23 protein-coding genes are annotated in these 25,268 nt (G+C 69.1%); 1 reads left to right on the top strand and 22 read right to left on the bottom strand.

Annotation, left to right across the window (positions count from 1 at the left end; all coding sequences use genetic code 11):
- The first annotated feature begins 165 nt into the window (after nucleotides 1-165).
- A complete protein-coding gene (locus tag ACZ5VC_RS08390; protein ID WP_469119591.1) occupies nucleotides 166-1,938 on the top strand; it encodes a glycosyl hydrolase family 18 protein in 1,773 nt (590 codons plus the stop codon).
- Between the two features lie 57 nt (nucleotides 1,939-1,995).
- Here the strand turns inward: ACZ5VC_RS08390 and ACZ5VC_RS08385 are convergent, their stop codons facing one another.
- The 22 genes from ACZ5VC_RS08385 to thrC form a co-directional block, all read right to left on the bottom strand.
- Nucleotides 1,996-2,442 carry a DUF2550 domain-containing protein gene (locus tag ACZ5VC_RS08385; protein ID WP_469119590.1) on the bottom strand — a complete coding sequence of 149 codons (447 nt, stop codon included), beginning with the start codon at nucleotides 2,440-2,442 and terminating at the stop codon, nucleotides 1,996-1,998.
- A 126-nt stretch (nucleotides 2,443-2,568) separates the two neighbouring features.
- Nucleotides 2,569-2,943 carry a F0F1 ATP synthase subunit epsilon gene (locus ACZ5VC_RS08380; RefSeq protein ID WP_468706992.1) on the bottom strand — a complete coding sequence of 125 codons (375 nt, stop codon included), beginning with the start codon at nucleotides 2,941-2,943 and terminating at the stop codon, nucleotides 2,569-2,571.
- A gap of 110 nt (nucleotides 2,944-3,053) precedes the next feature.
- Nucleotides 3,054-4,505 carry a F0F1 ATP synthase subunit beta gene (gene atpD, locus ACZ5VC_RS08375; RefSeq protein WP_468706994.1) on the bottom strand — a complete coding sequence of 484 codons (1,452 nt, stop codon included), beginning with the start codon at nucleotides 4,503-4,505 and terminating at the stop codon, nucleotides 3,054-3,056.
- Nucleotides 4,505-5,422 (bottom strand): F0F1 ATP synthase subunit gamma, encoded by a 918-nt coding sequence (locus ACZ5VC_RS08370; protein ID WP_468706997.1) that lies wholly within the window; start codon nucleotides 5,420-5,422, stop codon nucleotides 4,505-4,507. Before ACZ5VC_RS08370 ends, atpD begins: the two co-directional genes overlap by 1 nt.
- 21 nt (nucleotides 5,423-5,443) lie before the next feature.
- Nucleotides 5,444-7,036 (bottom strand): F0F1 ATP synthase subunit alpha, encoded by a 1,593-nt coding sequence (gene atpA / locus ACZ5VC_RS08365; RefSeq protein WP_469119305.1) that lies wholly within the window; start codon nucleotides 7,034-7,036, stop codon nucleotides 5,444-5,446.
- Nucleotides 7,037-7,174: 138 nt separating this feature from the next.
- Nucleotides 7,175-7,990, bottom strand: a complete 816-nt coding sequence (locus tag ACZ5VC_RS08360; protein ID WP_469119304.1) for a F0F1 ATP synthase subunit delta — start codon at nucleotides 7,988-7,990, stop codon at nucleotides 7,175-7,177.
- Nucleotides 7,987-8,532: a F0F1 ATP synthase subunit B gene (locus ACZ5VC_RS08355; protein ID WP_469119303.1), complete on the bottom strand. Its 546-nt coding sequence runs from the start codon at nucleotides 8,530-8,532 to the stop codon at nucleotides 7,987-7,989. Before ACZ5VC_RS08355 ends, ACZ5VC_RS08360 begins: the two co-directional genes overlap by 4 nt.
- 41 nt (nucleotides 8,533-8,573) lie before the next feature.
- The gene (atpE, locus tag ACZ5VC_RS08350; protein WP_384239078.1) at nucleotides 8,574-8,831 is read right to left on the bottom strand and encodes an ATP synthase F0 subunit C; all 258 of its coding nucleotides are present in this window, start codon (nucleotides 8,829-8,831) and stop codon (nucleotides 8,574-8,576) included.
- 77 nt (nucleotides 8,832-8,908) lie between these two features.
- Nucleotides 8,909-9,718 (bottom strand): F0F1 ATP synthase subunit A, encoded by an 810-nt coding sequence (gene atpB, locus ACZ5VC_RS08345; RefSeq protein WP_469119302.1) that lies wholly within the window; start codon nucleotides 9,716-9,718, stop codon nucleotides 8,909-8,911.
- Between the two features lie 225 nt (nucleotides 9,719-9,943).
- On the bottom strand, nucleotides 9,944-10,381 hold the full coding sequence (locus ACZ5VC_RS08340) for a hypothetical protein (protein WP_468707417.1): 438 nt from the start codon (nucleotides 10,379-10,381) through the stop codon (nucleotides 9,944-9,946).
- A 262-nt stretch (nucleotides 10,382-10,643) separates the two neighbouring features.
- A complete protein-coding gene (locus ACZ5VC_RS08335; RefSeq protein WP_469119301.1) occupies nucleotides 10,644-11,975 on the bottom strand; it encodes an MraY family glycosyltransferase in 1,332 nt (443 codons plus the stop codon).
- A gap of 123 nt (nucleotides 11,976-12,098) precedes the next feature.
- On the bottom strand, nucleotides 12,099-13,388 hold the full coding sequence (locus ACZ5VC_RS08330) for a serine hydroxymethyltransferase (protein ID WP_469119300.1): 1,290 nt from the start codon (nucleotides 13,386-13,388) through the stop codon (nucleotides 12,099-12,101).
- A gap of 145 nt (nucleotides 13,389-13,533) precedes the next feature.
- Nucleotides 13,534-14,178: an arsenate reductase/protein-tyrosine-phosphatase family protein gene (locus ACZ5VC_RS08325; RefSeq protein ID WP_468707014.1), complete on the bottom strand. Its 645-nt coding sequence runs from the start codon at nucleotides 14,176-14,178 to the stop codon at nucleotides 13,534-13,536.
- Entirely contained in the window at nucleotides 14,175-14,822 is a 648-nt protein-coding gene (locus ACZ5VC_RS08320) for an L-threonylcarbamoyladenylate synthase (protein ID WP_469119299.1), read from the bottom strand. The genes ACZ5VC_RS08325 and ACZ5VC_RS08320 overlap by 4 nt, the downstream gene beginning before the upstream one ends.
- 19 nt (nucleotides 14,823-14,841) lie before the next feature.
- Nucleotides 14,842-15,687: a peptide chain release factor N(5)-glutamine methyltransferase gene (gene prmC / locus ACZ5VC_RS08315; RefSeq protein ID WP_468707019.1), complete on the bottom strand. Its 846-nt coding sequence runs from the start codon at nucleotides 15,685-15,687 to the stop codon at nucleotides 14,842-14,844.
- A 24-nt stretch (nucleotides 15,688-15,711) separates the two neighbouring features.
- Complete coding sequence (prfA, locus tag ACZ5VC_RS08310) at nucleotides 15,712-16,788, bottom strand: peptide chain release factor 1 (protein ID WP_468707021.1); 1,077 nt, start codon at nucleotides 16,786-16,788, stop codon at nucleotides 15,712-15,714.
- A gap of 126 nt (nucleotides 16,789-16,914) precedes the next feature.
- Nucleotides 16,915-17,139 carry a 50S ribosomal protein L31 gene (gene rpmE / locus ACZ5VC_RS08305; protein WP_351781967.1) on the bottom strand — a complete coding sequence of 75 codons (225 nt, stop codon included), beginning with the start codon at nucleotides 17,137-17,139 and terminating at the stop codon, nucleotides 16,915-16,917.
- A 133-nt stretch (nucleotides 17,140-17,272) separates the two neighbouring features.
- Nucleotides 17,273-18,364, bottom strand: a complete 1,092-nt coding sequence (locus ACZ5VC_RS08300; RefSeq protein WP_469119298.1) for an LCP family protein — start codon at nucleotides 18,362-18,364, stop codon at nucleotides 17,273-17,275.
- A gap of 217 nt (nucleotides 18,365-18,581) precedes the next feature.
- Complete coding sequence (locus tag ACZ5VC_RS08295; RefSeq protein ID WP_469119297.1) at nucleotides 18,582-20,354, bottom strand: trypsin-like serine protease; 1,773 nt, start codon at nucleotides 20,352-20,354, stop codon at nucleotides 18,582-18,584.
- A 190-nt stretch (nucleotides 20,355-20,544) separates the two neighbouring features.
- The gene (gene rho, locus ACZ5VC_RS08290; protein WP_469119296.1) at nucleotides 20,545-22,536 is read right to left on the bottom strand and encodes a transcription termination factor Rho; all 1,992 of its coding nucleotides are present in this window, start codon (nucleotides 22,534-22,536) and stop codon (nucleotides 20,545-20,547) included.
- Nucleotides 22,537-22,934: 398 nt separating this feature from the next.
- On the bottom strand, nucleotides 22,935-23,852 hold the full coding sequence (gene thrB / locus ACZ5VC_RS08285; protein WP_468707033.1) for a homoserine kinase: 918 nt from the start codon (nucleotides 23,850-23,852) through the stop codon (nucleotides 22,935-22,937).
- 344 nt (nucleotides 23,853-24,196) lie between these two features.
- Nucleotides 24,197-25,267: a threonine synthase gene (thrC, locus tag ACZ5VC_RS08280; RefSeq protein WP_468707036.1), complete on the bottom strand. Its 1,071-nt coding sequence runs from the start codon at nucleotides 25,265-25,267 to the stop codon at nucleotides 24,197-24,199.
- Between the last annotated feature and the right edge of the window lies 1 nt (nucleotide 25,268).

Below are 25,268 nucleotides of genomic sequence, written 5' to 3'. Positions count from 1 at the left end.
GACCTTCCTACGCTCACGGCGCGCACACAGTTCACGGACCACCCCCTCTTTTGTCCGTCCGCAACTTGAGGAGCACCGTTGAGCACTCAAGCTTCCGTGCACAGACCAGGCTTCAGATCCCGTGCCGCCGCGGGACTGACCGCTCTGCTGCTACCGCTCGCCGCGATGGTCGGGCTCGCCGCTCCCGCACAGGCCGCCGCGGCGGCCACCGCCACGTACACCAAGGTCTCCGACTGGGGCAGCGGCTTCGAGGGCAAGTGGACGGTGAAGAACACCGGCACCACCACCCTCAGCTCCTGGACCGTCGAGTGGGACTACCCCTCGGGCACCGCCGTCACCTCGGCGTGGGACGCCACCGTCACGAGCTCCGGCACCCACTGGACCGCCAAGAACGTCGGCTGGAACGGTACCCTCTCCCCCGGCGCCTCCGTCTCCTTCGGCTTCAACGGCACCGGCTCCGGCGCCCCGAGCGGCTGCAAGGTCAACGGCGGATCCTGTGACGGCGGCTCGCAGCCCGGCGACAACCCGCCCTCGGCCCCCGGCACCCCGGTCGCCTCCGACATCACCAACACCTCGGTGAAGCTGACCTGGACCGCCGCGACCGACGACAAGGGCGTCAAGAACTACGACGTCCTGCGGGGCGGCGCCAGGATCGCCACGGTCACCGGACTCACGTACACCAACACGGGGCTGACCGCCGGCACCGACTACTCGTACACGGTCCAGGCCCGCGACACCCTCGACCAGACCGGCCCGGCCAGCGGCGCCGTGAGCGTGCGCACCACCGGAGGCGGCACGGACCCCGGCCCCGGCCCCGGCCCGAGCTCCACCGTCAAGCTCGGCTACTTCACCAACTGGGGCGTCTACGGCCGCAACTACCACGTGAAGAACCTGGTGACCTCCGGCTCCGCCGCCAAGATCACTCACATCAACTACGCCTTCGGCAACGTCCAGGGCGGCAAGTGCACCATCGGTGACTCCTACGCCGACTACGACAAGGCCTACACCGCCGACCAGTCCGTCGACGGCGTCGCCGACACCTGGGACCAGCCGCTGCGCGGCAACTTCAACCAGCTGCGCAAGCTGAAGAAGGCCTACCCCCACATCAAGGTGCTGTGGTCCTTCGGCGGCTGGACCTGGTCCGGCGGCTTCGGTCAGGCCGCGGCGAACCCGGCCGCCTTCGCCCAGTCCTGCTACGACCTGGTCGAGGACCCCCGCTGGGCCGATGTCTTCGACGGCATCGACCTCGACTGGGAGTACCCCAACGCCTGCGGTCTGTCCTGCGACACCAGCGGCCCGGCGTCCTTCAAGAACATGATCCAGGCCATGCGCGCCAAGTTCGGTACGGGGAACCTGGTCACCGCGGCCGTCACCGCCGACGCCTCGTCCGGCGGCAAGATCGACGCGGCCGACTACGGCGGCGCCGCGCAGTACATGAACTGGTTCAACGTGATGACGTACGACTTCTTCGGCGCCTGGGCGGCGCAGGGACCGACGGCCCCGCACTCCCCGCTCACCTCGTACAGCGGCATCCCGCAGGCGGGCTTCAATTCCGCCGAGGCGATCGCCAAGTTCAAGGCCAAGGGCGTCCCGGCCGCCAAGCTGCTGCTGGGCATCGGCTTCTACGGCCGGGGCTGGACCGGCGTGACCCAGTCGGCCCCGGGCGGCACGGCGACGGGCCCGGCCGCCGGTACGTACGAGCAGGGCATCGAGGACTACAAGGTCCTCAAGAACTCCTGCCCGGCCAACGGCACGATCGCCGGCACGGCCTACGCCCACTGCGGCACCAACTGGTGGAGCTACGACACCCCGGCGACCGTCACGTCCAAGATGAGCTGGGCCAGGAGCCAGGGCCTGGGCGGCGCGTTCTTCTGGGAGTTCAGCGGTGACACCGGCAACGGCGAGCTGGTGAGCGCGATCAAGAACGGTCTCGGATAACGGGACACGGCGGAGGGGACGGCGCAGCACGCCGCCCCCTCCGCCCTGCCACAGGTATTACGCCACGTTCACACGCTGGCCCGGAGGCGCCGCCTCGAGCCAGGCCAGGAAGCCGGTGAGCGCGTCCTCGCTCATCGCCAGCTCGACACGGGTCCCCCGGTGCAGACAGCCGAGGATCACGGCGTCCGACAGCAGCGCCAGCTCCTCCTCGCCCTCGGGCATCCGGCGCGCCAGCACCTCGATGGCCGAGCGCTCCAGGACCCGGCGCGGCCGGGGTGCGTACGAGAAGACCCGGAACCAGGCGATGCGGTCGCCGCTGTAGCGGGCGACTCCGTACACCCAGCCCTTGCCGGAGAGGTCGATCTCCTCCGGCACGTTCCAGCGCAGGCTGCAGTCGAAGGTGCCCCCGGAGCGCTGGATCAGCCGCCGGCGCAGACCGAAGACGAAGAGCCCGATCACCACCAGTGCGACTACCAGTCCGCCCACGAGCAGAGCGAGGAACATCTTCACCGACCTCCTCGCATCGTGCGTAGCGGATTACACCTGCATCTGCATCGCCTCAGCCGCGGCACGGCCCGGAGAATTCCAGGCCGGGCCGCGGCTGAGGGCACAACTCTCGGCGGCGGTCCGCTAGCGGACCGCTACCGCGCGCAACCGGACATCGGCGCGACGCTCGGCGGCGGCGTCCGAATCCGACTTCGCTCGCTCCAGCGCGCGCTCGGCGCGCTGGGCGTCGATCTCGTCCGCCAGCTCGGCGATCTCCGCGAGCAGCGAAAGCTTGTTGTCGGCGAACGAGATGAATCCGCCGTGCACGGCGGCGACGACGGTCTCGCCCTCGCTCGTACGGATGGTCACCGGGCCCGACTCCAGCACACCGAGCAGCGGCTGGTGGCCGGGCATGACGCCGATGTCGCCGGACGTGGTGCGCGCGATGACCAGGGTGGCCTCGCCGGACCAGACACTCCGGTCCGCGGCGACCAGCTCGACGTGCAGCTCAGCAGCCAAGGGTGGCTCCTCGGGTCACCACCCGGCGGTTCGGCCGGGTGTTGGGTCAATTCTAAAGGGCGTACAGAGGGGGGCGGGACGCACCCGCCCCCCTCTGCGAGTCATGGGACTCAGGAGACGCCGAGCTCCTTGGCGTTGGCCTTGAGGTCCTCAATGCCACCGCACATGAAGAACGCCTGCTCGGGGAAGTGGTCGTACTCACCGTCGCAGATCGAGTTGAACGCGGCGATCGACTCGTCGAGCGGCACGTCCGAACCGTCCACGCCGGTGAACTGCTTGGCGACGTGGGTGTTCTGCGACAGGAAGCGCTCCACGCGACGGGCACGGTGGACAACGAGCTTGTCCTCCTCGCCGAGCTCGTCGATACCGAGGATCGCGATGATGTCCTGGAGGTCCTTGTACTTCTGCAGGATTCCCTTGACCCGCGTGGCGGTGTCGTAGTGGTCCTGCGCGATGTAACGCGGGTCCAGGATCCGGGACGTGGAGTCCAGCGGGTCCACGGCCGGGTAGATGCCCTTCTCGGAGATCGGACGGGAGAGAACCGTCGTCGCGTCGAGGTGGGCGAAGGTGGTGGCCGGGGCCGGGTCGGTCAGGTCGTCCGCGGGGACGTAGATCGCCTGCATCGAGGTGATCGAGTGACCACGCGTCGAGGTGATGCGCTCCTGCAGCAGACCCATCTCGTCGGCCAGGTTCGGCTGGTAACCCACCGCGGACGGCATACGGCCGAGCAGGGTGGACACCTCGGAGCCGGCCTGGGTGTACCGGAAGATGTTGTCGATGAAGAAGAGCACGTCCTGCTTCTGCACATCGCGGAAGTACTCCGCCATGGTCAGACCGGCCAGGGCGACGCGCAGACGGGTGCCCGGGGGCTCGTCCATCTGACCGAAGACGAGCGCCGTCTTGTCGATGACGCCGGAGTCGGCCATCTCCTCGATGAGGTCGTTGCCCTCACGGGTACGCTCACCGACGCCCGCGAACACCGACACACCGTCGTGGTTGTTGGCGACGCGGTAGATCATTTCCTGGATCAGAACGGTCTTGCCGACACCGGCACCACCGAACAGACCGATCTTTCCACCCTTGACGTACGGGGTGAGAAGGTCGATGACCTTGACGCCGGTCTCGAACATCTCGGTCTTGGACTCGAGCTGGTCGAAGCTCGGGGCCTTGCGGTGGATCGCCCACCGCTCGCCGATGTTGGCGTTCTCCTCGGGCTTGTTCAGCACCTCACCGAGCGTGTTGAACACCTTGCCCTTGGTGAAGTCGCCGACCGGGACGGTGATGCCCGCGCCCGTGTCGGTCACCGGGGCCTGGCGGACCAGACCGTCGGTGGGCTGCATCGAGATCGCTCGGACCAGGCCGTCACCCAGGTGCTGGGCGACCTCGAGGGTCAGCTTCTTGAGCTGGCCCTCCAGAGCCGGGTCGGCGACCTGGACGGTCAGCGCGTTGTAGATCTCCGGCATCGCGTCGACGGGGAACTCCACGTCGACGACCGGGCCGATGACCCGGGCGACGCGGCCCGTGGCTACGGCCGTCCCGGTCTGCTCGATAGACGTCGTCATTACTTGTCACTCCCCGCGGTCGCGTCGGCCAGGGCGCTGGCGCCACCGACGATCTCGCTGATTTCCTGGGTGATTTCGGCCTGGCGGGCCGCGTTGGCAAGCCGGGAGAGGCTCTTGATGAGCTCCCCGGCGTTGTCGGTCGCCGACTTCATCGCGCGGCGGGTGGCGGCGTGCTTGGAAGCAGCCGCCTGCAGCAGCGCGTTGTAGATCCGGCTCTCGACGTAGCGCGGCAGGAGGGCGTCGAGGACGTCCTCAGCCGACGGCTCGAAGTCGAACAGCGGAAGGATCTCGCCCTTCGTGCCGGTCTCCTCCGCGGCCTTCTCCAGGCTGAGCGGCAGCAGCCGGCTCTGCACAGGAGTCTGGGTCAGCATCGAGATGAACTCGGTGAACACGATGTGGAGCTCGTCCACACCGCCCTCGGCCGTGTCCTTCTCGATCGCCGCGATCAGCGGGGCCGCGACCGCCTTGGCGTCCGCGTACGTCGGGTTGTCGGTGAAGCCGGTCCACGACTCCGTGACCTTGCGCTCACGGAAGCCGTAGTACGACACACCCTTGCGGCCGACGATGTAGGCGTCGACCTCCTTGCCCTCGCCGCGGAGGCGCTCGGTGAGCTCCTCCGCCGCCTTGATGGCGTTCGAGGAGTAGCCGCCGGCGAGGCCGCGGTCGCTCGTGATGAGCAGAATCGCGGCGCGCGTCGGACGCTCGACCTCGGTGGTCAGGGCGTGGTTCGTCGTCGACCCCGTCGCCACCGCGGTCACCGCTCGGGTGAGCTCGGTCGCGTACGGCGTGGAGGCCGCCACCTGGCGCTGCGCCTTGACGATGCGCGAGGCGGCGATCATCTCCATCGCCTTGGTGATCTTCTTGGTCGCGGTGACGGATTTGATGCGACGCTTGTAGACCCGGAGCTGCGCTCCCATGAGTCAGGTCCCTTCCGTCGTCTACTTGGCGGTGCTGACCGGCGCGTCTTCGCCCAGAAGCTTGCCGTCCGAGGTCTCGAACTGCTGCTTGAAGGCGGTGATGGCGTCGGCGACGGACTGGAGGGTGTCGTCCGACATCTTGCCGCCCTCGGCGATGCTGGTCAGGAGGTCCTTGCGCTCACGGCGCAGGTACTCCAGCAGCTCGGCCTCGAAGCGACGGATGTCGTTGACCGGGACGTCGTCCATCTTGCCGGTGGTACCGGCCCAGACGGAGACGACCTGCTCCTCGACGGGCATCGGCTGGTACTGGCCCTGCTTCAGCAGCTCGACCATGCGCTTGCCGCGCTCCATCTGAGCCTTGGAGGCCGCGTCCAGGTCGGAACCGAAGGCGGCGAACGCCTCCAGCTCGCGGTACTGGGCGAGGTCCACGCGCAGACGGCCGGAGACCTGCTTCATGGCCTTGTGCTGGGCGGAGCCACCGACACGGGAGACCGAGATACCGACGTTCAGGGCCGGACGCTGGCCGGCGTTGAACAGGTCGGACTCGAGGAAGCACTGGCCGTCTGTGATGGAGATGACGTTGGTCGGGATGAACGCCGACACGTCGTTCGCCTTGGTCTCGACGATCGGGAGACCGGTCATCGAACCGGCGCCCATCTCGTCGGACAGCTTGGCGCAGCGCTCCAGGAGACGCGAGTGCAGGTAGAAGACGTCGCCCGGGTAGGCCTCACGGCCCGGCGGACGGCGCAGCAGCAGCGACACGGCGCGGTAGGCGTCGGCCTGCTTCGACAGGTCGTCGAAGATGATCAGGACGTGCTTGCCGTCGTACATCCAGTGCTGGCCGATGGCCGAGCCGGTGTACGGGGCGAGGTACTTGAAGCCGGCCGGGTCGGACGCGGGCGCGGCGACGATCGTCGTGTACTCGAGCGCGCCGGCCTCCTCCAGGGCACCGCGCACGGACGCGATGGTGGAGCCCTTCTGGCCGATGGCGACGTAGATGCAGCGGACCTGCTTCTTCGGGTCGCCGGTGCGCCAGTTGTCACGCTGGTTGATGATCGTGTCGACGGCCAGCGCGGTCTTGCCGGTCTGACGGTCGCCGATGATCAGCTGACGCTGGCCACGGCCGATCGGCACCATCGCGTCGACGGCCTTGTAGCCGGTCTGCATCGGCTCGTGCACCGACTTACGCGCCATGACGCCCGGAGCCTGCAGCTCCAGCGCGCGCCGGCTCTCGGTCGCGATCTCGCCGAGGCCGTCGATCGGGTTGCCGAGCGGGTCGACGACGCGACCCAGGTAACCCTCGCCTACGCCGACGGAGAGGACCTCACCGGTGCGGGTGACCGGCTGCCCCTCCTCGATACCGCTGAACTCGCCGAGGACGATCGCACCGATCTCGCGCTCCTCGAGGTTGAGGGCGAGACCGAGGGTGCCGTCCTCGAACTTCAGCAGCTCGTTCGCCATGGCCGAGGGAAGACCCTCGACCTTCGCGATGCCGTCGCCGGCCAGGCTGACCGTACCGACCTCCTCGCGCGAGGCCGCGTCCGGCTTGTACGACTGGACAAAGTTCTCCAGCGCGTCCCGGATCTCCTCCGGCCGGATCGTGAGCTCCGCCATCTGGGTTCCCTGCTCTCCTTGTTGGGCCCGAAGTTTCTTTGGGGGTCTGGGGGCCGACCCCCAGGAATCTTCTGCAAGTTCTGCACGGCCCAACCGGGCCGCTGGTGATGCTTGTTGAGTTGGTCTGCTGACGGTGTGTCAGCCGGCCAGCCGGCGGGACGCCTCTTCGAGACGGTCCGCGATGGTCCCGTTGATGACCTCGTCGCCGACGCGGACCGTGATCCCGCCGAGGACCTCGGGGTCCACGTCCAGGTTCAGGTGCATCTGGCGGCCGTACAGCTTGGCCAGTGCCGCGCCGAGGCGCGCCTTCTGCTGGTCGGTCATCGGCACCGCCGTGGTCACGACGGCCACCATCCGGTCCCGGCGCGCCGCGGCGAGCCTGGACAGGGACTCGAGTCCCGCTTCCAGGCTACGTCCCCGGGGCTGGGTCACGAGACGGACCACCAGACGCTCGGTGACCGGGTTGGCCTTGCCGCCGAGCAGGCTGCCCAGCAGCTCGCCCTTGGCGGACAGCGAGGCCGCCTTGTCCGTCAGCGCCGAGCGCAGCTCGGTGCTGGAGGTGACGATCCGGCCGAACCGGAACAGCTCGTCCTCGACGTCGTCGAGTACGCCGGCCTGCTGCGCCGCGGTGAGGTCGGCGGTGTTCGCCAGCTCTTCCACGGAGTCGACCAGGTCGCGCGACTGCGACCAGCGGGAACGGACCATGCCGGAGACCAGGTCGACGGTGTCCCCGCCCACCTGACCGCTCAGCAGTCGCTGGGCCAGCGCGGCCTTGGCCTCACCGGCCTGCGCCGGGTCGGTCAGGACCCGACGCAGCGACACCTCGCGGTTGAGCAGCGCGGTGACGGCGGCCAGCTCCTCGGCGAGCTTCGCAGCGTCGACCGAGGTGTTGTCGGTCAGCGCGTCGAGACGCTCACGTGCGGTAGCCAGTGCCTCGCGGCTCGCTCCGTTCATCGGGCAGCCTCGGCCTTCTCCTCGAGCTCGTCGAGGAAGCGGTCGATGGTGCGGCTCTGGCGGGCGTGGTCCTCGAGGGACTCGCCGACCAGCTTGCCGGCCAGGTCGGTGGCGAGCTTGCCCACGTCCTGACGCAGTGCGGTGGCCGCGGCCTTGCGGTCGGCCTCGATCTGGGCGTGGCCGAGAGCGATGATCTCGTCGCGCTGGCGCTGGCCTTCCGCCTTCATCTCCTGGATGAGAGCGGTGCCCTGCTCCGTCGCTTCCTGGCGAAGACGCGCGGCCTCGTGACGGGCCTCGGCGAGCTGAGCCTTGTACTGCTCCAGCACGCTCTGGGCCTCGATCTTCATGGCTTCGGCCTCTTCGATACCGCCTTGGATCGCCGCGCGGCGCTCGTCCAGAACCTTGTTGATGTTCGGGAGGAGCTTCTTGGCGAGGAAGCCGAAGACGATGACGAAGGCGATCAGGCCGATGACGAGCTCATCGAGATGCGGGATCAGAGGATTCTGAGGCTCCTCCGCCTGCGCAAGAAGCAGAGCGTTCACATCAGTGCCTTCCGTGAATGGTTTTGGGCTGTCGATCCGGCTTACTGGTAGACGAAGCCCATGACGATGCCGATGAGGGCGAGCGCCTCACAGAACGCGAAACCCATGATCTGGTTGGTGCGGATCAGGCCGGCCGCTTCGGGCTGACGCGCGAGGGCCTGGGTGCCGTTACCGAAGATGATGCCGACGCCGACGCCGGGGCCGATGGCCGCGAGGCCGTAGCCGATCGAGGCGACGTTGCCGACCACGTTCTCCTTGGCGCCGGCGGCGAGGTTGACCATTTCGAGAGCAGCGGACATGCCGTTACTTCCTTCTCTTTCACGGACCGGTGGGGGTTGGCCACCGACGTCTGTTGGTTCAGGGGGAGGGGCTGGGCTCAGTGGTGCTCGGCGAGCGCGCCCTGGATGTAGCTGGAGGCCAGGAGGACGAAGACGTACGCCTGGACGGCCTGGATGAAGAGCTCGAAGCCCGTCATCACCAGGACCATGACGAACGAGACACTGCCGTAGGCGATGCCGATGCCGTTCATCAGGTACCAGGAGGCCAGCGTGAACATCACGATCAGCAGGTGGCCGGCGAACATGTTCGCGAACAGTCGGACCGCGTGCGTGAAGGGCCGGATCAGCAGGTTCGAGAAGAACTCGATCACCACGATGAGCGGCAGCACCCAGCCGAGCGACTTGTCGTAGCCGGTGATGTTCTTCCAGCCGCCGACGAAGCCGTGCTTCTTGAAGGTCAGGGAGACCCACAGGATGTACACGATCGCGGCGAGGCCGGCCGGGAACGCGATCAGCGAGGTGACCGGGAACTGCGCGACCGGAATGATGGACCAGAGATTCATGATCCATACGAAGAAGAACAGCGACACCATCAAGGGGACGTACTTCTCGCCGTCCTTCTTGCCGATGATCTCGTAGACAATGCCGCGGCGAACGAAGTCGTAACCGGCCTCGCCGATCATCTGGACCTTGCCCGGGACCATCTTGGGCTTGTTGAATGCAGCCCAGAAGAAGACGACGACCACGATCGAGCTCAGCAGCGCGAGCAGCATCGGCTTCGTGAACTCGAAGCTGCCCCAGGTGGCGATGGGCTCGTAAAGGAAGGTGTGGAGGCCCGGCGCCGGGAAGCCACATCCGGAGAAGAGGTGGCAATCGGGGTCGAAGGCAAGCGTCTGGTCAGCACTCACCGCGGGCTCCTTCAGCGTGGCGCATAGGTACGGCAACCTCGTTGTGTCGGCGCGGCACGCAGCCGCGGGTCGGCACTGGACTGGTCTTACGGATAAGGGGGCGGCGGTTCGGCATCGTGCCTCGCGCTGGGACAGGCGTCAGCTCGGATGCCCGCGCCCGCAGTGCCGCAGTTGGCACCGGACGATAGCAGGATCGCGAACGGGCATTTATCCCGGCCCTACCCTTCACGTCGACGACCCCGTCTTCTCGGGCTTTTCACCCTTCGGGGACTCGGGTTCGACATAGAGGATCTTTGCCTTCATGTACGCGCGTGCCTGTGCGGCGACCCACACGATGGTCACCGCGAGGCAGGTGAAGGCAAAGGCCTTGAAGTCGAACCACGTCGTGTTCTTGAGCAGGGCCATCAAAATGAAGAGCAGCAGCAGTTGGGCCGTGTAGAGCATCAGCCCCATGGCCTGGAACAGCTGCGGAAGTGACTTCGCGGTCCGCTGGAGCACCACGAGCCCGACCCCCATGAAGAGGATCACCACCAGAGCCCCCACGACCGCGCCGAGCGCTCCCTTGCCACCGGCGACCAGACCACTGACCAGGACGGCGATGGCGCCGACGGCAGCAGCGGGTACGGCGGTGTGCAGCAGGGTGCGGGCGTCGTTGGACGGCATGGCGGTGTCTCCGCTTGCTGGTGGGGGCAGTGGTGTCGTCATGGACGAGCGTAAGCCCGGTCCGAGGTGAGTCTCGGGGCCAACGGACCGTCGCACTACGGTCCTTCGGCTCTGTCGCCGGGTCTCGTGAACGGTATCACAAACTATTTGATGAGGTCTTTACTCACCTCGTGTGCTGACTGTCACACATGAGAGGTACCCCGCGCGTGTGTGCAGGACACAAGGGCGTTGTGTCTGGTAATGGACCCCTGTGCCGCTTTCGTCAACTGGGCGTTCCGGCCTTCCGCCGGTCCGTGAAGCGGGAACGGTGACCGATGGCGGTCGCCCCGTTGACCCCCGCCGGAACGGCGACCCGCTCGGGCTCCGCCTCCCGCGCGGCCGCGGAGACCGGTTCGGCGTCGGCCGCGGTCCCGGACCGCACGGCGCCCCGTCGGCGGTAGCGCGGCGGAACGAACGACTCTGCCCAGCGCGGTGCCCGCGGCTCGAACCGCGGCAGCAGCAGGAGCACCAGACCGATCGCGCTCAGGCCCACGATCATCAGCACGATCCACATCGACGCCGAGTGCACCGAGTAGGCGAGGGTGCCGAAGGCGATCAGCGCCGACCAGAAGTACATGATCAGCACGGCCCGGCTGTGCGAATGTCCGATCTCCAGCAGACGGTGGTGGAGATGACCGCGGTCGGCGGCGAACGGCGACTGGCCGTGCCAGGTGCGGCGCACGATCGCGAGGACCAGGTCCGCGACCGGGATCGCGATGATCGTCAGCGGCAGCAGCAGCGGAATGAAGACGGGCAGCGCCGCGTGGGTGGCCTGACGGGTCGACCCCTCGAAGATCTTCAGCGCGTCCGGGTCGACCTGGCCGGTGATCGAGATCGCGGAGGCCGCGAGGATCAGCCCGATCAGCATCGAGCCCGAGTCGCCCATGAAGATCCGCGCCGGATGCATGTTGTGCGGCAGGAAGCCCAGGCACATACCCATGAGGATGGCCGCGAACAGCGTCGCCGGGGCCGCGGCTTCGATCGTGTAGCCGAACCAGATCCGGTACGCGTACAGGAAGAAGGCCGCGGCGGCGATGCACGTCATGCCGGCGGCGAGACCGTCGAGGCCGTCGACGAAGTTCACCGCGTTGATGGTGATGACGACCAGGGCGACGGTCAGCAGCGTGCCCTGCCACTGGGTCAGGGCCACCGTGCCGAGACCGGGAATGGGCAGCCACAGGATCGTCAGACCCTGCATCACCATCACACCGGCCGCGATCATCTGCGCGCCCAGCTTGATCAGGGCGTCGATCTCGAACTTGTCGTCCAGGACGCCGATCAGCCAGATCAGCGCGGCGCCGGAGAGCAGCGCGCGGGGCTCGTTGGAGAGCTCGAAGACACTGCTGAGGTTCTGCAGATGGGACGCGACGAGCAGGCCCGCGCACAGCCCGATGAACATGGCGATGCCACCGAGCCGCGGTGTCGGTTCTCGGTGTACGTCTCGGGCGCGGATCTCCGGCATCGCTCCGGTCGCGATGGCGAACTTCCGCACCGGACCGGTCAGCAGGTAGGTCACCGCAGCCGTGACACAGAGCGTCAGCAGGTAATCACGCACGGGCTGCCCCACAGGAATCGCTGGCCATCTCAGCCCCACACCCTAGCTGTGCTGTCCATGTGCTGGAGGACACCCGGGGGGCCGGGATGGTTGCGCCGCCGGTTCCCGTGGGTGTCCGGAGGCCTAACGCCGGGGGCCGTACGGAGGAAATCGCCGCGCGAGATCGCGTACTTCCTCGCGTACCCGCACCGACTCCTCGGCGTCGTCGCGCAGGGCCGCGGTGAACAGGGCGGCGACCCGGGTCATCTCCCGGGCGCCCATGCCCTGGGTGGTCACGGCGGCGGTTCCGAGCCGGATTCCCCGCCCGTCCCCGTAGGGCAGGGCGCAGGTGTCGAGCACGATGCCGGCGGCCGCGAGCCGCATCCGCGCGAGGCGGCCGTCGATGCCGAGGGGGGACGGGTCCGCGGTGATCAGATGGGTGTCGGTGCCGCCGGTGGTGACCAGGAATCCCTCGTCGGCCAGCGCCTCCGCGAGGGTGCGGGCGTGATCGACCACCTGATGGGCGTACTTCGCGAAGGCCGGTGTTGCCGCCTCGCCGAACGCGACGGCCTTCGCGGCGATCGAGTGCATCTGCGCGCCGCCCTGGGTGAAGGGGAAGACGGCCCGGTCGATCCGCTCGGCGAGCTCCTCGCCGCACAGGATCATCCCGCCGCGCGGGCCGCGCAGCACCTTGTGCGTGGTGGCGCAGACCACGTCCGCGTACGGGACGGGGTTGGGCGCGGCTCCCCCGGCGATCAGCCCCATGGGGTGCGCCGCGTCGGCGATCAGATAGGCCCCGACCTCGTCGGCGATGTCGCGGAAGAGGGCGTAGTCGATGTGCCGGGGGTATGAAATCGAGCCACAGACGATCGCCTTGGGCTTGTGCGTACGGGCGAGGGCGCGGATCTGGCTGTAGTCGATCAGGCCGCTCCCGGCGTCGACGCCGTACGGGACGAAGTCGAACCAGCGGCCGGAGAAGTTGGCCGGTGAGCCGTGCGTGAGGTGCCCGCCGTACGACAGCCCCATGGCGAGGACCGTGTCGCCGGGGCGCAGCAGCGCCGCGTAGGCGGCGAGGACGGCGGACGAGCCGGAGTGCGGCTGTACGTTGGCGTGCTCGGCGCCGAAGAGGGCGGTGGCGCGGTCGGTCGCGATCCGCTCGGCGGCGTCGACGAGCTCGCATCCACCGTGGTGGCGGGCGCCGGGATAGCCCTCGGCGTACTTGTTGGACAGCGGCGAGCCGAGGGCGGCGAGGACGGCGGGCGAGGTGAAGTTCTCGGCGGCGATGAGCTGCAGGCCGTCGGCCTGCCGCCGCACTTCCGCCAGCATCACGTCGGCGATCTCGGGGTCCTGTCGGCGCAGGACGTCGAAATCCGGTCCGTGCGCGGTGACGCGCACATCGTCGGAGTCGGGAGCGGGAGCAACGGTGACCGGCATCTTGGCTCCAGGCGTGGGCTGGGCTTCAGATCCAATGTAGGCGCGCGCGGGCCGCTGTGCGCGGTTGTCGGGCGATCCGGGTGTACCGATTATTTTCGGCCAGCCCCGCGGCGGCCCGGGACGGGGTACGCGACCGGCCGGCGGTTCAGGTGCGCGTGGGCACACCCGTCAGGGCCGTGACCACCGGGTCGAGCGCCTGGTTGATCTCGTCGCCGATCGAGCGAAAGAACGTGATGGGCGCGCCGTACGGGTCGTTGACCTCGTCGGCGTCCGCGTTCGGCGCCAGCAGCCAGCCGCGCAGCGCCGCCGCCGCCCGGACCAGGGCGCGGGCCCGTTCGACCATGCCCTCGCTCGACGGGTCGGGCAGCGTCGCCGGGTCTATGGCCCGGACGAGGCGGGTGAACTCCTTCAGGGTGAAGGTGCGCAGGCCCGCCGAGTGGCCCATGGAGATGACCTGCGCCCGGTGGTCGCGCGTGGCCGTCAGCACCAGGTCCGCGCGGATCACGTGCTCGTCGAGCAGTTCACGGCCCACGAACCCGGTCGCGTCCGCGCCGAAGTCCGCGAGGACGATCTCGGCGTTGGCCTCCATCGGGGCGCCCTCGTGGCCCCAGGTGCCGGCGCTCTCCACGATCAGGCCGCCCGCCAGCGGGTCGCCGCCGAGGCGGTCGCTGAGGGCATGGCGGGTCAGCCGCTCGGTGATCGGCGAGCGGCAGACGTTGCCGGTACTGACGTGGAGGATGCGGAAGGAACTGCCGTACCCCGCTATGCCACGCCCCTCAGGGGCGGTCAATTGGCCACCTCGAGGTCGGGTACCACCTTGCGGAGCTCGTCCGCGTCGAGGGCGCCCGCGCGCAGCAGGACCGGGACCTTGCCGGTGACGTCGACGATCGACGACGGGACGATGCCCGGCGTCGGACCGCCGTCCAGGTAGACGGAGACGGAGTCGCCGAGCATCTGCTGCGCGGCGTCGCAGTCCTCGGGCGAGGGGTGGCCCGTCAGGTTCGCGGACGACACCGCCATGGGGCCGACCTCGGTGAGCAGCTCGATGGCGACGGGGTGCAGCGGCATCCGGACCGCGACCGTGCCACGGGTGTCGCCGAGGTCCCACTGGAGCGAGGGCTGGTGCTTGGCGACCAGGGTCAGCGCGCCGGGCCAGAAGGCGTCGACGAGCTCCCAGGCCTGCTCGGAGAAGTCCGTGACCAGACCGTGCAGGGTGTTCGGCGAGCCGATGAGGACAGGGGTGGGCATATTGCGGCCGCGCCCCTTCGCGTCGAGCAGATCGGCGACCGCCTCCGAGGAGAAGGCGTCCGCACCGATGCCGTACACGGTGTCGGTGGGCAGCACGACGAGCTCGCCGCGGCGGACGGCCGACGCGGCCTCACGCAGGCCGGTCGTGCGGTCGGTCGCGTCGTTGCAGTCGTATCGCCGAGCCATTAGCGGGCCTCCCTGTACGTCATGGTGTCGCCTTGCGCGCCGTCGCGAAGCGCGGTCGGTTGTTCAGGTCCGGGTGGTCGGCCGCGTCCGCCCAGCCGGCCTCCTCGTTGAAGATCCACGGCACTTGGCCGCCCTGGGTGTCGGCGTGCTCGATGACGACGAGACCGCCGGGGCGCAGGAGCCGGTGCGCGGTGCGCTCGATGCCGCGGATGGTGTCGAGTCCGTCCTCGCCGGAGAAGAGGGCCATCTCCGGGTCGTGGTCACGGGCCTCGGGGGCGACGTACTCCCACTCGGTGAGCGGGATGTACGGCGGGTTGGAGATGACCAGGTCGACCTGGCCGTCGAGCTCGGGCAGGGCGCTCAGGGCGTCGCCCTGGTGGACGGTGACCCGCGAACCGTCGGCGTTCTTCCGGGTCCACCGCAGCGCGTCGTCGGAGAGCTCCACGGCGTGCACGCGCGAGCGCGGGACCTCCTGCGCCATGGCGAGCGCGATCGCGCCGGAGCCGGTGCAGAGGTCGACGATGAGCGGCTCGACCACGTCCATCGCGCGTACGGCGTCTATGGCCCAGCCGACGACCGACTCGGTCTCCGGGCGGGGCACGAAGACACCGGGCCCGACCTGGAGCTCCAGGTACCGGAAGAAGGCACGGCCGGTGATGTGCTGGAGCGGTTCACGGGCCTCGCGCCGGGCGATGGTCTCCCAGTAGCGCGCGTCGAAGTCCGCGTCCTTGACGGTGTGCAGCTCCCCCCGCTTGACGCCGTGCACGAACGCGGCGAGCTCCTCCGCGTCATTGCGCGGCGAGGGCACGCCGGCGTCGGCCAGCCGCTGGGTGGCCTGGGCCACTTCCGCGAGCAGCAGGTTCACGCTGGTCCTCCGTACGGGGTGGGCTTACGCGGCGGCGAGCTTCGCCGCGGAGTCGGCGTCGACGCAGGCCTGGATCATGGCGTCCAGGTCACCGTCGAGCACCTGGTCCAAGTTGTACGCCTTGAAACCGACGCGGTGGTCCGAGATGCGGTTTTCCGGGTAGTTGTACGTACGGATCTTCTCGGAACGGTCGACCGTACGAACCTGGCTGCGACGGGCGTCGGCGGCCTTGCTCTCGGCCTCCTCCTGGGCCGCGGCGAGCAGCCTGGACCGGAGGATACGCATGGCCTGCTCCTTGTTCTGGAGCTGGCTCTTCTCGTTCTGGCAGGAGGCGACGATGCCGGTCGGCAGGTGCGTGATGCGGACCGCGGAGTCGGTCGTGTTGACGGACTGGCCGCCGGGACCCGACGAGCGGTAGACGTCGATCCGCAGGTCGTTGGCGTGGACCTCGACCTCGATCTCCTCGGCCTCGGGGGTCACGAGGACACCGGCGGCGGAGGTGTGGATGCGGCCCTGCGACTCGGTGGCGGGCACGCGCTGCACGCGGTGCACCCCGCCCTCGTACTTCAGCCGCGCCCAGACGCCCTGGCCGGGCTCGGTGGCACCCTGGCCGCCCTTGGTCTTCACCGCGACCTGGACGTCCTTGTAGCCGCCCAGCTCGGACTCGGTGGCGTCGATGATCTCGGTCTTCCAGCCGACGCGCTCGGCGTAGCGCAGATACATCCGCAGCAGGTCGCCGGCGAACAGCGCCGACTCGTCGCCGCCCGCGCCCGCCTTGATCTCCAGGATGACGTCCTTGTCGTCGCTGGGGTCGCGCGGGACCAGGAGCAGCCGCAGCTTCTCCGTGAGCTCCTCGCGGTGCTTCTCCAGCTCCTTCACCTCGGCGGCGAAGTCGGGGTCGTCGTGCGCCAGTTCGCGGGCGGTCTCGATGTCGTCACCGGCCTGCTTCCAGGAGCGGTACGTGCCGACGATCGGGGTCAGCTCGGCGTAGCGCTTGTTGAGCTTGCGCGCGTTCGCCTGGTCGGCGTGGACCGAAGGGTCGGCGAGCTTCTTCTCGAGATCGGCGTGTTCGCCGATCAATTCCTCGACCGCCTCGAACATTCGGGGGCTCCTGGTTTTCTACGCGTCCGGTGACGCGGCATGGCTGCGCGGGAAGTGGCTGCGGGACGGCAAACGCCGGTCCCAGCCGCCCCCGCGGGGGCGGCCGAAGACCGGCGCAGTGGCTCGCTACTTCGAGGCGGAGCCGGCAGCCTTGCCGAAGCGGGCCTCGAAGCGGGCCACGCGGCCGCCGGTGTCGAGGATCTTCTGCTTGCCCGTGTAGAACGGGTGGCACTCGGAGCAGACCTCGGCACGGATGGTGCCCTCGGTGAGGGTGCTACGGGTGGTGAACGACGCGCCACAGGTGCAGCTGACCTGGGTCTCGACGTACTCGGGGTGGATCTCGCGCTTCAAGGTGTCTCCTAGTTTCGGGAGGGCGCCGGGTCGTACGCGCGGATTGCTCGTACGTGAACCGGGGCCGACGTACCAGTCTGCCAGGACCGGCCGTATCTCCCAAAACCGGGGGGCGGCCGGATCTATTCCGGCGCTACTGGACCACCCCGTCGGCCTGGCCGGTGGCGGCGTCCTTGGTCGCGGAGGCGGGGATCGGGCGGTCCGTCTTGAGGGCGGTCCACACCTGCTGGGTCTGCTTCTCCATCGGGATCACCCGGTTCGGGTCCCGGACGTCGTAGGTCACCGGCATCGTGATCATGTGGACGTCGTCGGCGCCGAGCCCCTTGAGGCCCTGGGCGAAGCTCATCAGCTCATTGACCGAGTCGAGCTCGGAGTCGGGCTTGATCGCCTTGGTGGCGGAGTCGGCGAGGTTCAGCAGCTTCTTGGGGCTGGTGAAGACGCCGACGTCCTTGACCTGGTTGATGAAGGCCTTCATGAAGGCCTGCTGGAGCTGGATGCGCCCGAGGTCGCTGCCGTCGCCGACGCTCTTGCGGGTGCGGACCAGGCCGAGGGACTGCTCGCCGTCGAGGGTGTGCGGGCCCGGGGCGAGGTCGAAATGGCTCTTGCCGTCCTTGATCGGCTCGGTGGTCGTGACCTTCACCCCGCCGAGTTCGTCGATCAGCTTCTTGAAGCCGGTGAAGTCCACCTCGATGAAGTGGTCCATGCGGATGCCGGACACCGACTCGACGGTCTTCACCGCGCAGGCCGGCCCGCCGACCTCGTACGCCGTGTTGAACATGGCGCGGCGCTCGGAGGCGACGGTCCTGCCCTCGCCGTCCGTGCACTCCGGGCGCTCGATGAGGGTGTCGCGGGGCACGGAGACGACGGAAGCCTTCCTGTGGCCCTCGTAGACGTGGACGATCATCGCGGTGTCGGAGCGCGCCGCGCCCTCGTCCCGGCCGTAGGCGGAGTTGTCGCCGGAGCGCGAGTCCGAGCCGAGGACGAGGATGTCCATGGAGCCGTTGTCGACATCGGCGGGGCGGTCGTCGCCGAGCTGCGCGTTGATGTCGACGCTCTGGATGTTCCCGTTGAGGGTGAAGTAGACGTATCCGAGCCCGGACCCGCCGGCCACCACGGCTGCCGCCATCGCCCAGAGGGCGACGGTCGTCGCCTTGCGGCGCTTGGTGGACGGCGCCCGACGGCGCCCGGTGGCGCGTATTCGGCCGCCCTTACTCTGCTCGGTCATCATCATCCTCGGGTCAGCGGTTCACCATGTGTGACGGAGAAGCGCCCAAAAGGGTTGCATGGCCGCATGTGAGGTTTCGGTGCGCAACCGGTGGAAAAGCACGGTGCCCACCGTGCGAGGCACGGTGGGCACTGTTGCTTTGCGCAGGTCACACGCGGGTGACGGCCCTGGGGACGCCCGTCCGCCGTGTGGCGAAGCTCTCCCGGCCGGGGCAGGCCTAGCCGAAGAGGTTGTAGGACTTCCAGCCGGTACCGACCTTGATCCGCTGCGAGGTGATGAACGGGGTCGTCGCCGAGCCCGTTCCCTTGTACGCCCACATGTAGCCGGACGAGTCACGGACCATGAAGTCGGCGCGGCCGTCACCGGTGAAGTCACCCGTCGTCGCGTACGCGGTGAAGTTCCAGCCGGAACCCACCTGGACACGGCTCGAGAACGGCGAGATCCGGTTGCCGGTGCCCTTGTAGACCCACAGGCGGGCCTGCGCGTCCCGGGCCAGCAGGTCCGGCTTGCCGTCGCCGCTGTAGTCGCCCTTGCCGTACACGGCGTAGGTGGCCCAGCCGACGCCGATCTTCACCTTGGCGTTGACGGTGCCGTTGCCACGGCCCGACCACATCCACAGGGTGCCGCTGGAGTCGTTCCCGGTCACGTCGGCGAAGCCGTCGCCCGTCACGTCACCGGTGATGGTGATGTTGCGGTAACTGCCCCAGCCCGTACCGATCTTGGTGTCGGCCCAGGTGCCGGCCGTGGTGTCGAAGTGCGTCCACCACAACTCACCGGAGAGCGTCCGCAGGACGTAGTCCTGGTAGTCGTCCCCGTTCAGGTCGGCCTGGCGGATCAGGTTGAGACCGCTCCAGTCGCTGGAGATCTGGTCGCGGCCACCGCCCAGCGAGGAACCGGTGGAGTAGTACTGGAACACCGCGTTCGTCGACGCCCGGGCGACCAGGTCGGCCCGGTCGTCGGCGTTGAGGTTGGCGTCGTCCACGCGCGGGTTGACCTGACCGACGTACGCGCTGGACCTGGTGAAGACGCTGTGCGCGCCCTCCTCGATGCAGTCGCTCACGCCGTAGGAGACGACACCCGCTATCCGGCCGTTGACCACGAGCGGACCGCCCGAGTCGCCGTTGCACGCGGTGACCGTACCCGCGTCCTGGCCGGTGGCCGCGTCACCGACGCACACCATGTGGCCGGCGGCGTAGCCCGACCCGAAGTTGCTGGTGCAGGCGGCGTCGGAGGCGACCGGCACGGTGGCCTTCTGCAGCGTCGGCGAGATCGGGGAGCCGGGCTCGCCGCTGGTGCGGCCCCAGCCGTAGATCGCGCCGCGCGCCGTACCGGGCTGGTACGAGGCGGTGTCGGTCGACGAGGTCAGCTGCAGCGTCTTGTACGGCAGCGGCTCGGCGAGCGTGAGCACCGCGATGTCGCCCTTGGAGGTGACCGCACCGGTGTAGGTGGGGCTCTTCCACTGGCGCCAGACCCCGACGGCCTTGCCACCGTGCAGATCCGGCTCTCCGCCGTTCGGGTCCGCGGTCGGCAGCTGCGCCGATCCGGCGACCACGACGCCGTTGTCCTTCCAGTTCGCCCCGGCCACGCAGTGCGCGGCGGTGACGACCTTGCTGGGGCTGACGAGCGTGCCGCCGCAGAAGAAGGGCTCCTCCGTGGCGGAACCCCGGTAGTGCAGCTGCACCATCCACGGCGCCTCGGTGATGGTGGCGGCGGTACCGCCGATGATCTTCGAGTCGGCCGTGCCCGACGGCTGGGGCGTGGCCGAACCGGCCGTCCCCTGGTCCTGCTTCCCCATGGCCTGGATCGACTTCTCGACCCGGGCGAGGAGTTCGGCGTCCGAGGCGGAGTTGCGCTCCACGCTCTTCGCCTCCGGAAGGGTGGGCCCTTCCGCTGCCTGAGCGGGCGCCGCGGCCAGAACCGCGCCTCCCACCAGGATCGCGGCCATCGCCGCAGGGAGGCCGGTACGCGTCCTCCACTGTCCAACGGTCACTCAGATCTCCTGTCGATGTGCCCGCAGGAGAGAGACAACCGCTGTACGACGGCAGCCCGAAGGCCCCGCACATGCACAGCGGGCACGCTGGACGCGTGTTCCCCCCCACCTTGGCACGCTGATCGTACAAACCAAAGGCCGCCCGCGTCACTCGCGTAACGGGGCGGCCCTGGTTATTTCTGAAATGACGTCAGTCGTTGTTGCCCGACGGCGTCGTCTTCGCGATCTGCATCAGGAACTCGGCGTTCGACTTCGTCTGCTTCATCTTGTCGAGAAGCAGCTCGATCGCCTGCTGCGAGTCGAGCGCGTGCAGCACCCGGCGCAGCTTCCACACGATGCTGAGCTCCTCCGCGTTGAGGAGGATCTCCTCCTTGCGCGTGCCCGACGGGTCGACGTCGACGGCCGGGAAGATGCGCTTGTCGGCGAGCTTCCGGTCGAGCTTGAGCTCCATGTTGCCGGTGCCCTTGAACTCCTCGAAGATCACCTCGTCCATGCGCGAGCCGGTGTCGACCAGCGCGGTGGCCAGGATGGTCAGCGAGCCGCCGTCCTCGATGTTGCGCGCCGCACCGAAGAAGCGCTTCGGCGGGTAGAGCGCGGTCGAGTCGACACCACCGGACAGGATGCGGCCGGAGGCCGGCGCCGCGAGGTTGTACGCGCGGCCCAGGCGGGTGATCGAGTCCAGCAGGACGACCACGTCGTGACCCAGCTCGACGAGACGCTTGGCGCGCTCGATGGCCAGCTCGGCGACCGTGGTGTGGTCCTCGGCCGGGCGGTCGAAGGTCGAGGAGATGACCTCGCCCTTGACCGACCGCTGCATGTCGGTGACCTCTTCCGGACGCTCGTCGACCAGGACGACCATCAGGTGGCACTCGGGGTTGTTGTGGGTGATCGCGTTGGCGACCGCCTGCATGATCATGGTCTTGCCGGTCTTCGGCGGGGCCACGATCAGGCCTCGCTGGCCCTTGCCGATCGGCGACACGAGGTCGATGATGCGGGTGGTCAGCACGCCCGGGTCGGTCTCCAGACGGAGCCGGTCCTGCGGGTAGAGCGGGGTGAGCTTGTTGAACTCCGGGCGCCCGCGGCCGGATTCGGCCGCCATGCCGTTCGCCGAGTCGAGGCGGACCAGCGCGTTGAACTTCTCGCGGCGCTCGCCCTCCTTCGGCTGACGCACGGCGCCGGTGACGTGGTCACCCTTGCGCAGGCCGTTCTTGCGGACCTGGGCGAGCGAGACGTACACGTCGTTCGGGCCGGGCAGGTAGCCGGAGGTCCGGATGAACGCGTAGTTGTCGAGGATGTCGAGGATGCCCGCGACGGGGATCAGGACGTCGTCCTCGTTGACCTGGACCTCGGTACCGAAGTCGTCACGGCCACGACGGCCGCGGCGGTCGCGGTAGCGGCCACGACGGCCACGACGGCCGCCCTCGTCGTCGAAGTCGTCCTGCGGGCCGCCCTGCGGGGCCTGCTGGCCGCCCTGACGCTGCTGGCGCTGGCCGCCCTGGCCACCGCCCTGCTGCTCGTCGCCCTTGCCGCGGTCGCGACGGTCGCGCTGGCGCTCACGGCGGTCACCGCCGCGCTCGCCACCGCGGTCACCGCGCTCGCCGCGGTCACGACGGCCACGGCCCTCGGCGCCGTCCACGGCGGCCTCGGCCTGCCCGTCGGTCCGGACCTCGGTCTTCGCCTCCGTCTTGGCCTCGACCTTGACGTCGCCGTCGGGGCTGCCGGCCGGAGCGGTCGCCCTGCGGCGGCGGCGCTCGCCCACCGGCTGGTCGTCGCTCGCGGGCTGGCCCGGGATGTCGATCTGCTGCTGGGCGACGGCCTTCTCGGCCTTGTCGGTCTTCTCGACCGGGGCCGCGGCGCTGTCGTCGGCCGTACGGGCCTTGGAGGTGGCGCGGCGCTTCGGCTTGGTCTCGGCCGTGTCGGCGGACTTGGCGGGAGCGGCGGCGCCTCCCCCGGCCTGCGCCTCCTTGATGACCTCGATCAGCTGGCTCTTGCGCATCCGCGCGGTGCCCCTGATGCCGAGGCCGGACGCGACCTGCTGCAGCTCGGCCAGGACCATGCCCTCGAGGCCGGTGCCGGAGCGGCGGCGCCGTGAGGTGGTGCCAGTGGCAGCACCTGCGGCGGGCGCGGCGGTGTCGACGTTGTTGTCGGCAGTCACGCCCATCAGATCGGTGGTGTCGCTCACGAAGGGTCCTTCCCTGGAGCGGACGTCGGCCATCTGGCTCGGCGACCGGTTGTGCTGTCCGACCGCGATCCGTGATCTTGATCATGAATCGAGGTCGGGGCGGTGGTCCCGCCGGGTACGGCGGAAGAGAAAGGTGTGCTGTGGGTCCGGCCCGAGGTCCCCTGCGCTCGGCCCGCTCCTGGGAAAAGCGAGGGGTGTCGTGCCGGTTCCGGAGCGTGCTCGAAACTGCTCAGGCAGGCTGCTCAGGCAGTTGGGGAGGCTCCCGGAAGAATGGCGGTCCCTGATAGGGACACTCAGCACCGCGCCACAACGACGTCGAGTGCAGACTTGAGGTTAACACTACCGGCTCCATCAAACATTCCCCCTCTCACTCACCGGCAATCTCGTGTCATGCCCAGCTACGGGGCCAGCGGCAGAACACTCGCGCCCGAGCCGTCGAGAGCCAGCCGGTTGGCCGCCCAGCCCTCGCCCGCCAGTCGCGCGACCTTGTCGGCCGCGCCGCCCTCGACCAGTGCGAGCACCGTCGGGCCCGCCCCGGAGATGACCGCGGGGACGCCGTCCGCGCGCAGCCGGTTCACGAGCGCGATGCTCTGCGGCATCGCGGGGGCCCGGTATTCCTGGTGGAGACGGTCCTCGGTGGCGGCCAGCAGCAGCTCGGGGCGCCTGGTCAGCGCCTCCACGAGCAGGGCCGCGCGGCCGGCGTTGACGGCGGCGTCGACGTGCGGGACGGTGCGCGGCAGCAGGCCGCGCGCGGTCTCGGTGAGCACCGGATTCCCGGGGACGAAAACCACCGGAACGATGGAATCCGCGGGGTCCATCCTGATCGCCCGGGCGGCGCCGGACTCGGTCCAGGCGAGGGTGAAGCCGCCGAGCAGACAGGCGGCGACATTGTCGGGGTGACCCTCGATCTCGGTCGCGAGCTCCAGGAGCGCCGCGTCGTCGAGCTTGGCGTCGCCGCCTATGGTCACGGCGCGGGCGGCGACGATACCGGCGCAGATGGCGGCGGAGGAGGAGCCGAGACCGCGCCCGTGCGGGATGCGGTTGGCGCAGACGACCTCGAGGCCGCGCGGTTGCCCGCCGAGCAGGTCGAAGGCCGTGCGCAGGGAGCGTACGAGCAGGTGGCTCTCGTCGCGAGGGAGCGTCTCGGCTCCCTCACCGGCGATGTCGATGTGCAGCCCGGAGTCGGCGACCCGGACGACGACGTCGTCGTACAGCCCCAGCGACAGGCCCAGGGCGTCGAAGCCCGGGCCGAGATTGGCGCTGGTGGCGGGAACGCGCACCCGTACGGCGGCGGCGCGGAACGCTGGACCGGCCATCGCTCGATGACTCTCCTTGGCTCTGACTACGGGGTTTGTTGAGGAGGTACGAAGACCCGGGGGCACTGTCGTCCCTACGTGGCGACAACGGCAACGACACCGCGCATATGCGTCGGGGCGGGTTCAGTACAGCCTATCGAAGGAAGGTTCTGTGGCGACATAGGGCGCACAGGAGGCGCACGATGCGTGTCGCGAGCCGTCCTGTGCGCCTATGTACGATCCTGTTCGGGTTTCGGTGATTCCGGTTCCGGGCGGTTCCGGTTCCCGATGATTCCGGTTCCGGGCTTTGAAAACACGGATCGGGCTTCCGATCCCCGCCGCCGGTCCCGGCTTCCGTCCCGCTCTTACGCGAGGCCGAGGCGCTCGGCGGCCGTGGCCGCGTCGACCGGGACGGTGACCGGCTGGGGCGCTCCGGCGACCGCCCAGTCCGGGTCCTTGAGGCCGTTGCCGGTGACCGTGCAGACGATCCGCTGACCGGGGTCGACCTTGCCCTCCTCGGCGGCCTTCAGCAGGCCTGCCACCGAAGCGGCCGAGGCCGGCTCCACGAAGACGCCTTCCTGGGCGGCCAACAGCCGGTAGGCGGACAGGATCTGGCGGTCCGTCACCTCGTCGATGAAACCGCCCGACTCGTCACGCGCGGCGAGCGCGTAGTCCCACGAGGCCGGGTTGCCGATCCGGATGGCCGTGGCGATGGTCGACGGGTCCTTGACGACCTCACCACGGACCAGCGGCGCCGAGCCGGAGGCCTGGAAGCCCCACATGCGCGGGGTGTGCGTGGACATGGCGTCCGCCGCGTACTCCTTGTAGCCCTTCCAGTACGCCGTGATGTTGCCGGCGTTGCCGACGGGCAGCACATGGATGTCGGGAGCGTCGCCGAGCGCGTCGACGATCTCGAACGCGGCGGTCTTCTGGCCCTCGATACGGACCGGGTTGACCGAATTGACCAGCGCCACCGGGTAGTTCTCGGAGAGCGCGCGGGCCAGCGTCAGGCAGTCGTCGAAGTTGCCGTCGACCTGGAGGATCTTCGCGCCGTGGACGAGCGCCTGGCCCATCTTGCCGAGCGCGATCTTGCCCTGTGGGACGAGTACGGCGGAGACCATCCCGGCGCGTACGGCGTAGGCGGCCGCCGACGCCGAGGTGTTGCCGGTCGACGCGCAGATGACGGCCTGCGCGCCCTCCTCCTTGGCCCTGGTGATGGCCATGGTCATGCCGCGGTCCTTGAAGGAACCGGTGGGGTTGGCGCCCTCGACCTTGAGGTGCACCTCGCAGCCCGTGCGCTCGGAGAGGACCTGAGCGGGGACGAGCGGCGTACCACCCTCACGAAGGGTGACGACCGGCGTCGTGTCCGTGACCGGAAGACGGTCCCGGTACTCCTCGATGATGCCGCGCCACTGATGGGTGCCCTTGCTGGTCATG

The organism is Streptomyces sp. NPDC033174 (assembly GCF_055577795.1).
This window is presented reverse-complemented; position numbering and strand designations above follow the sequence as displayed.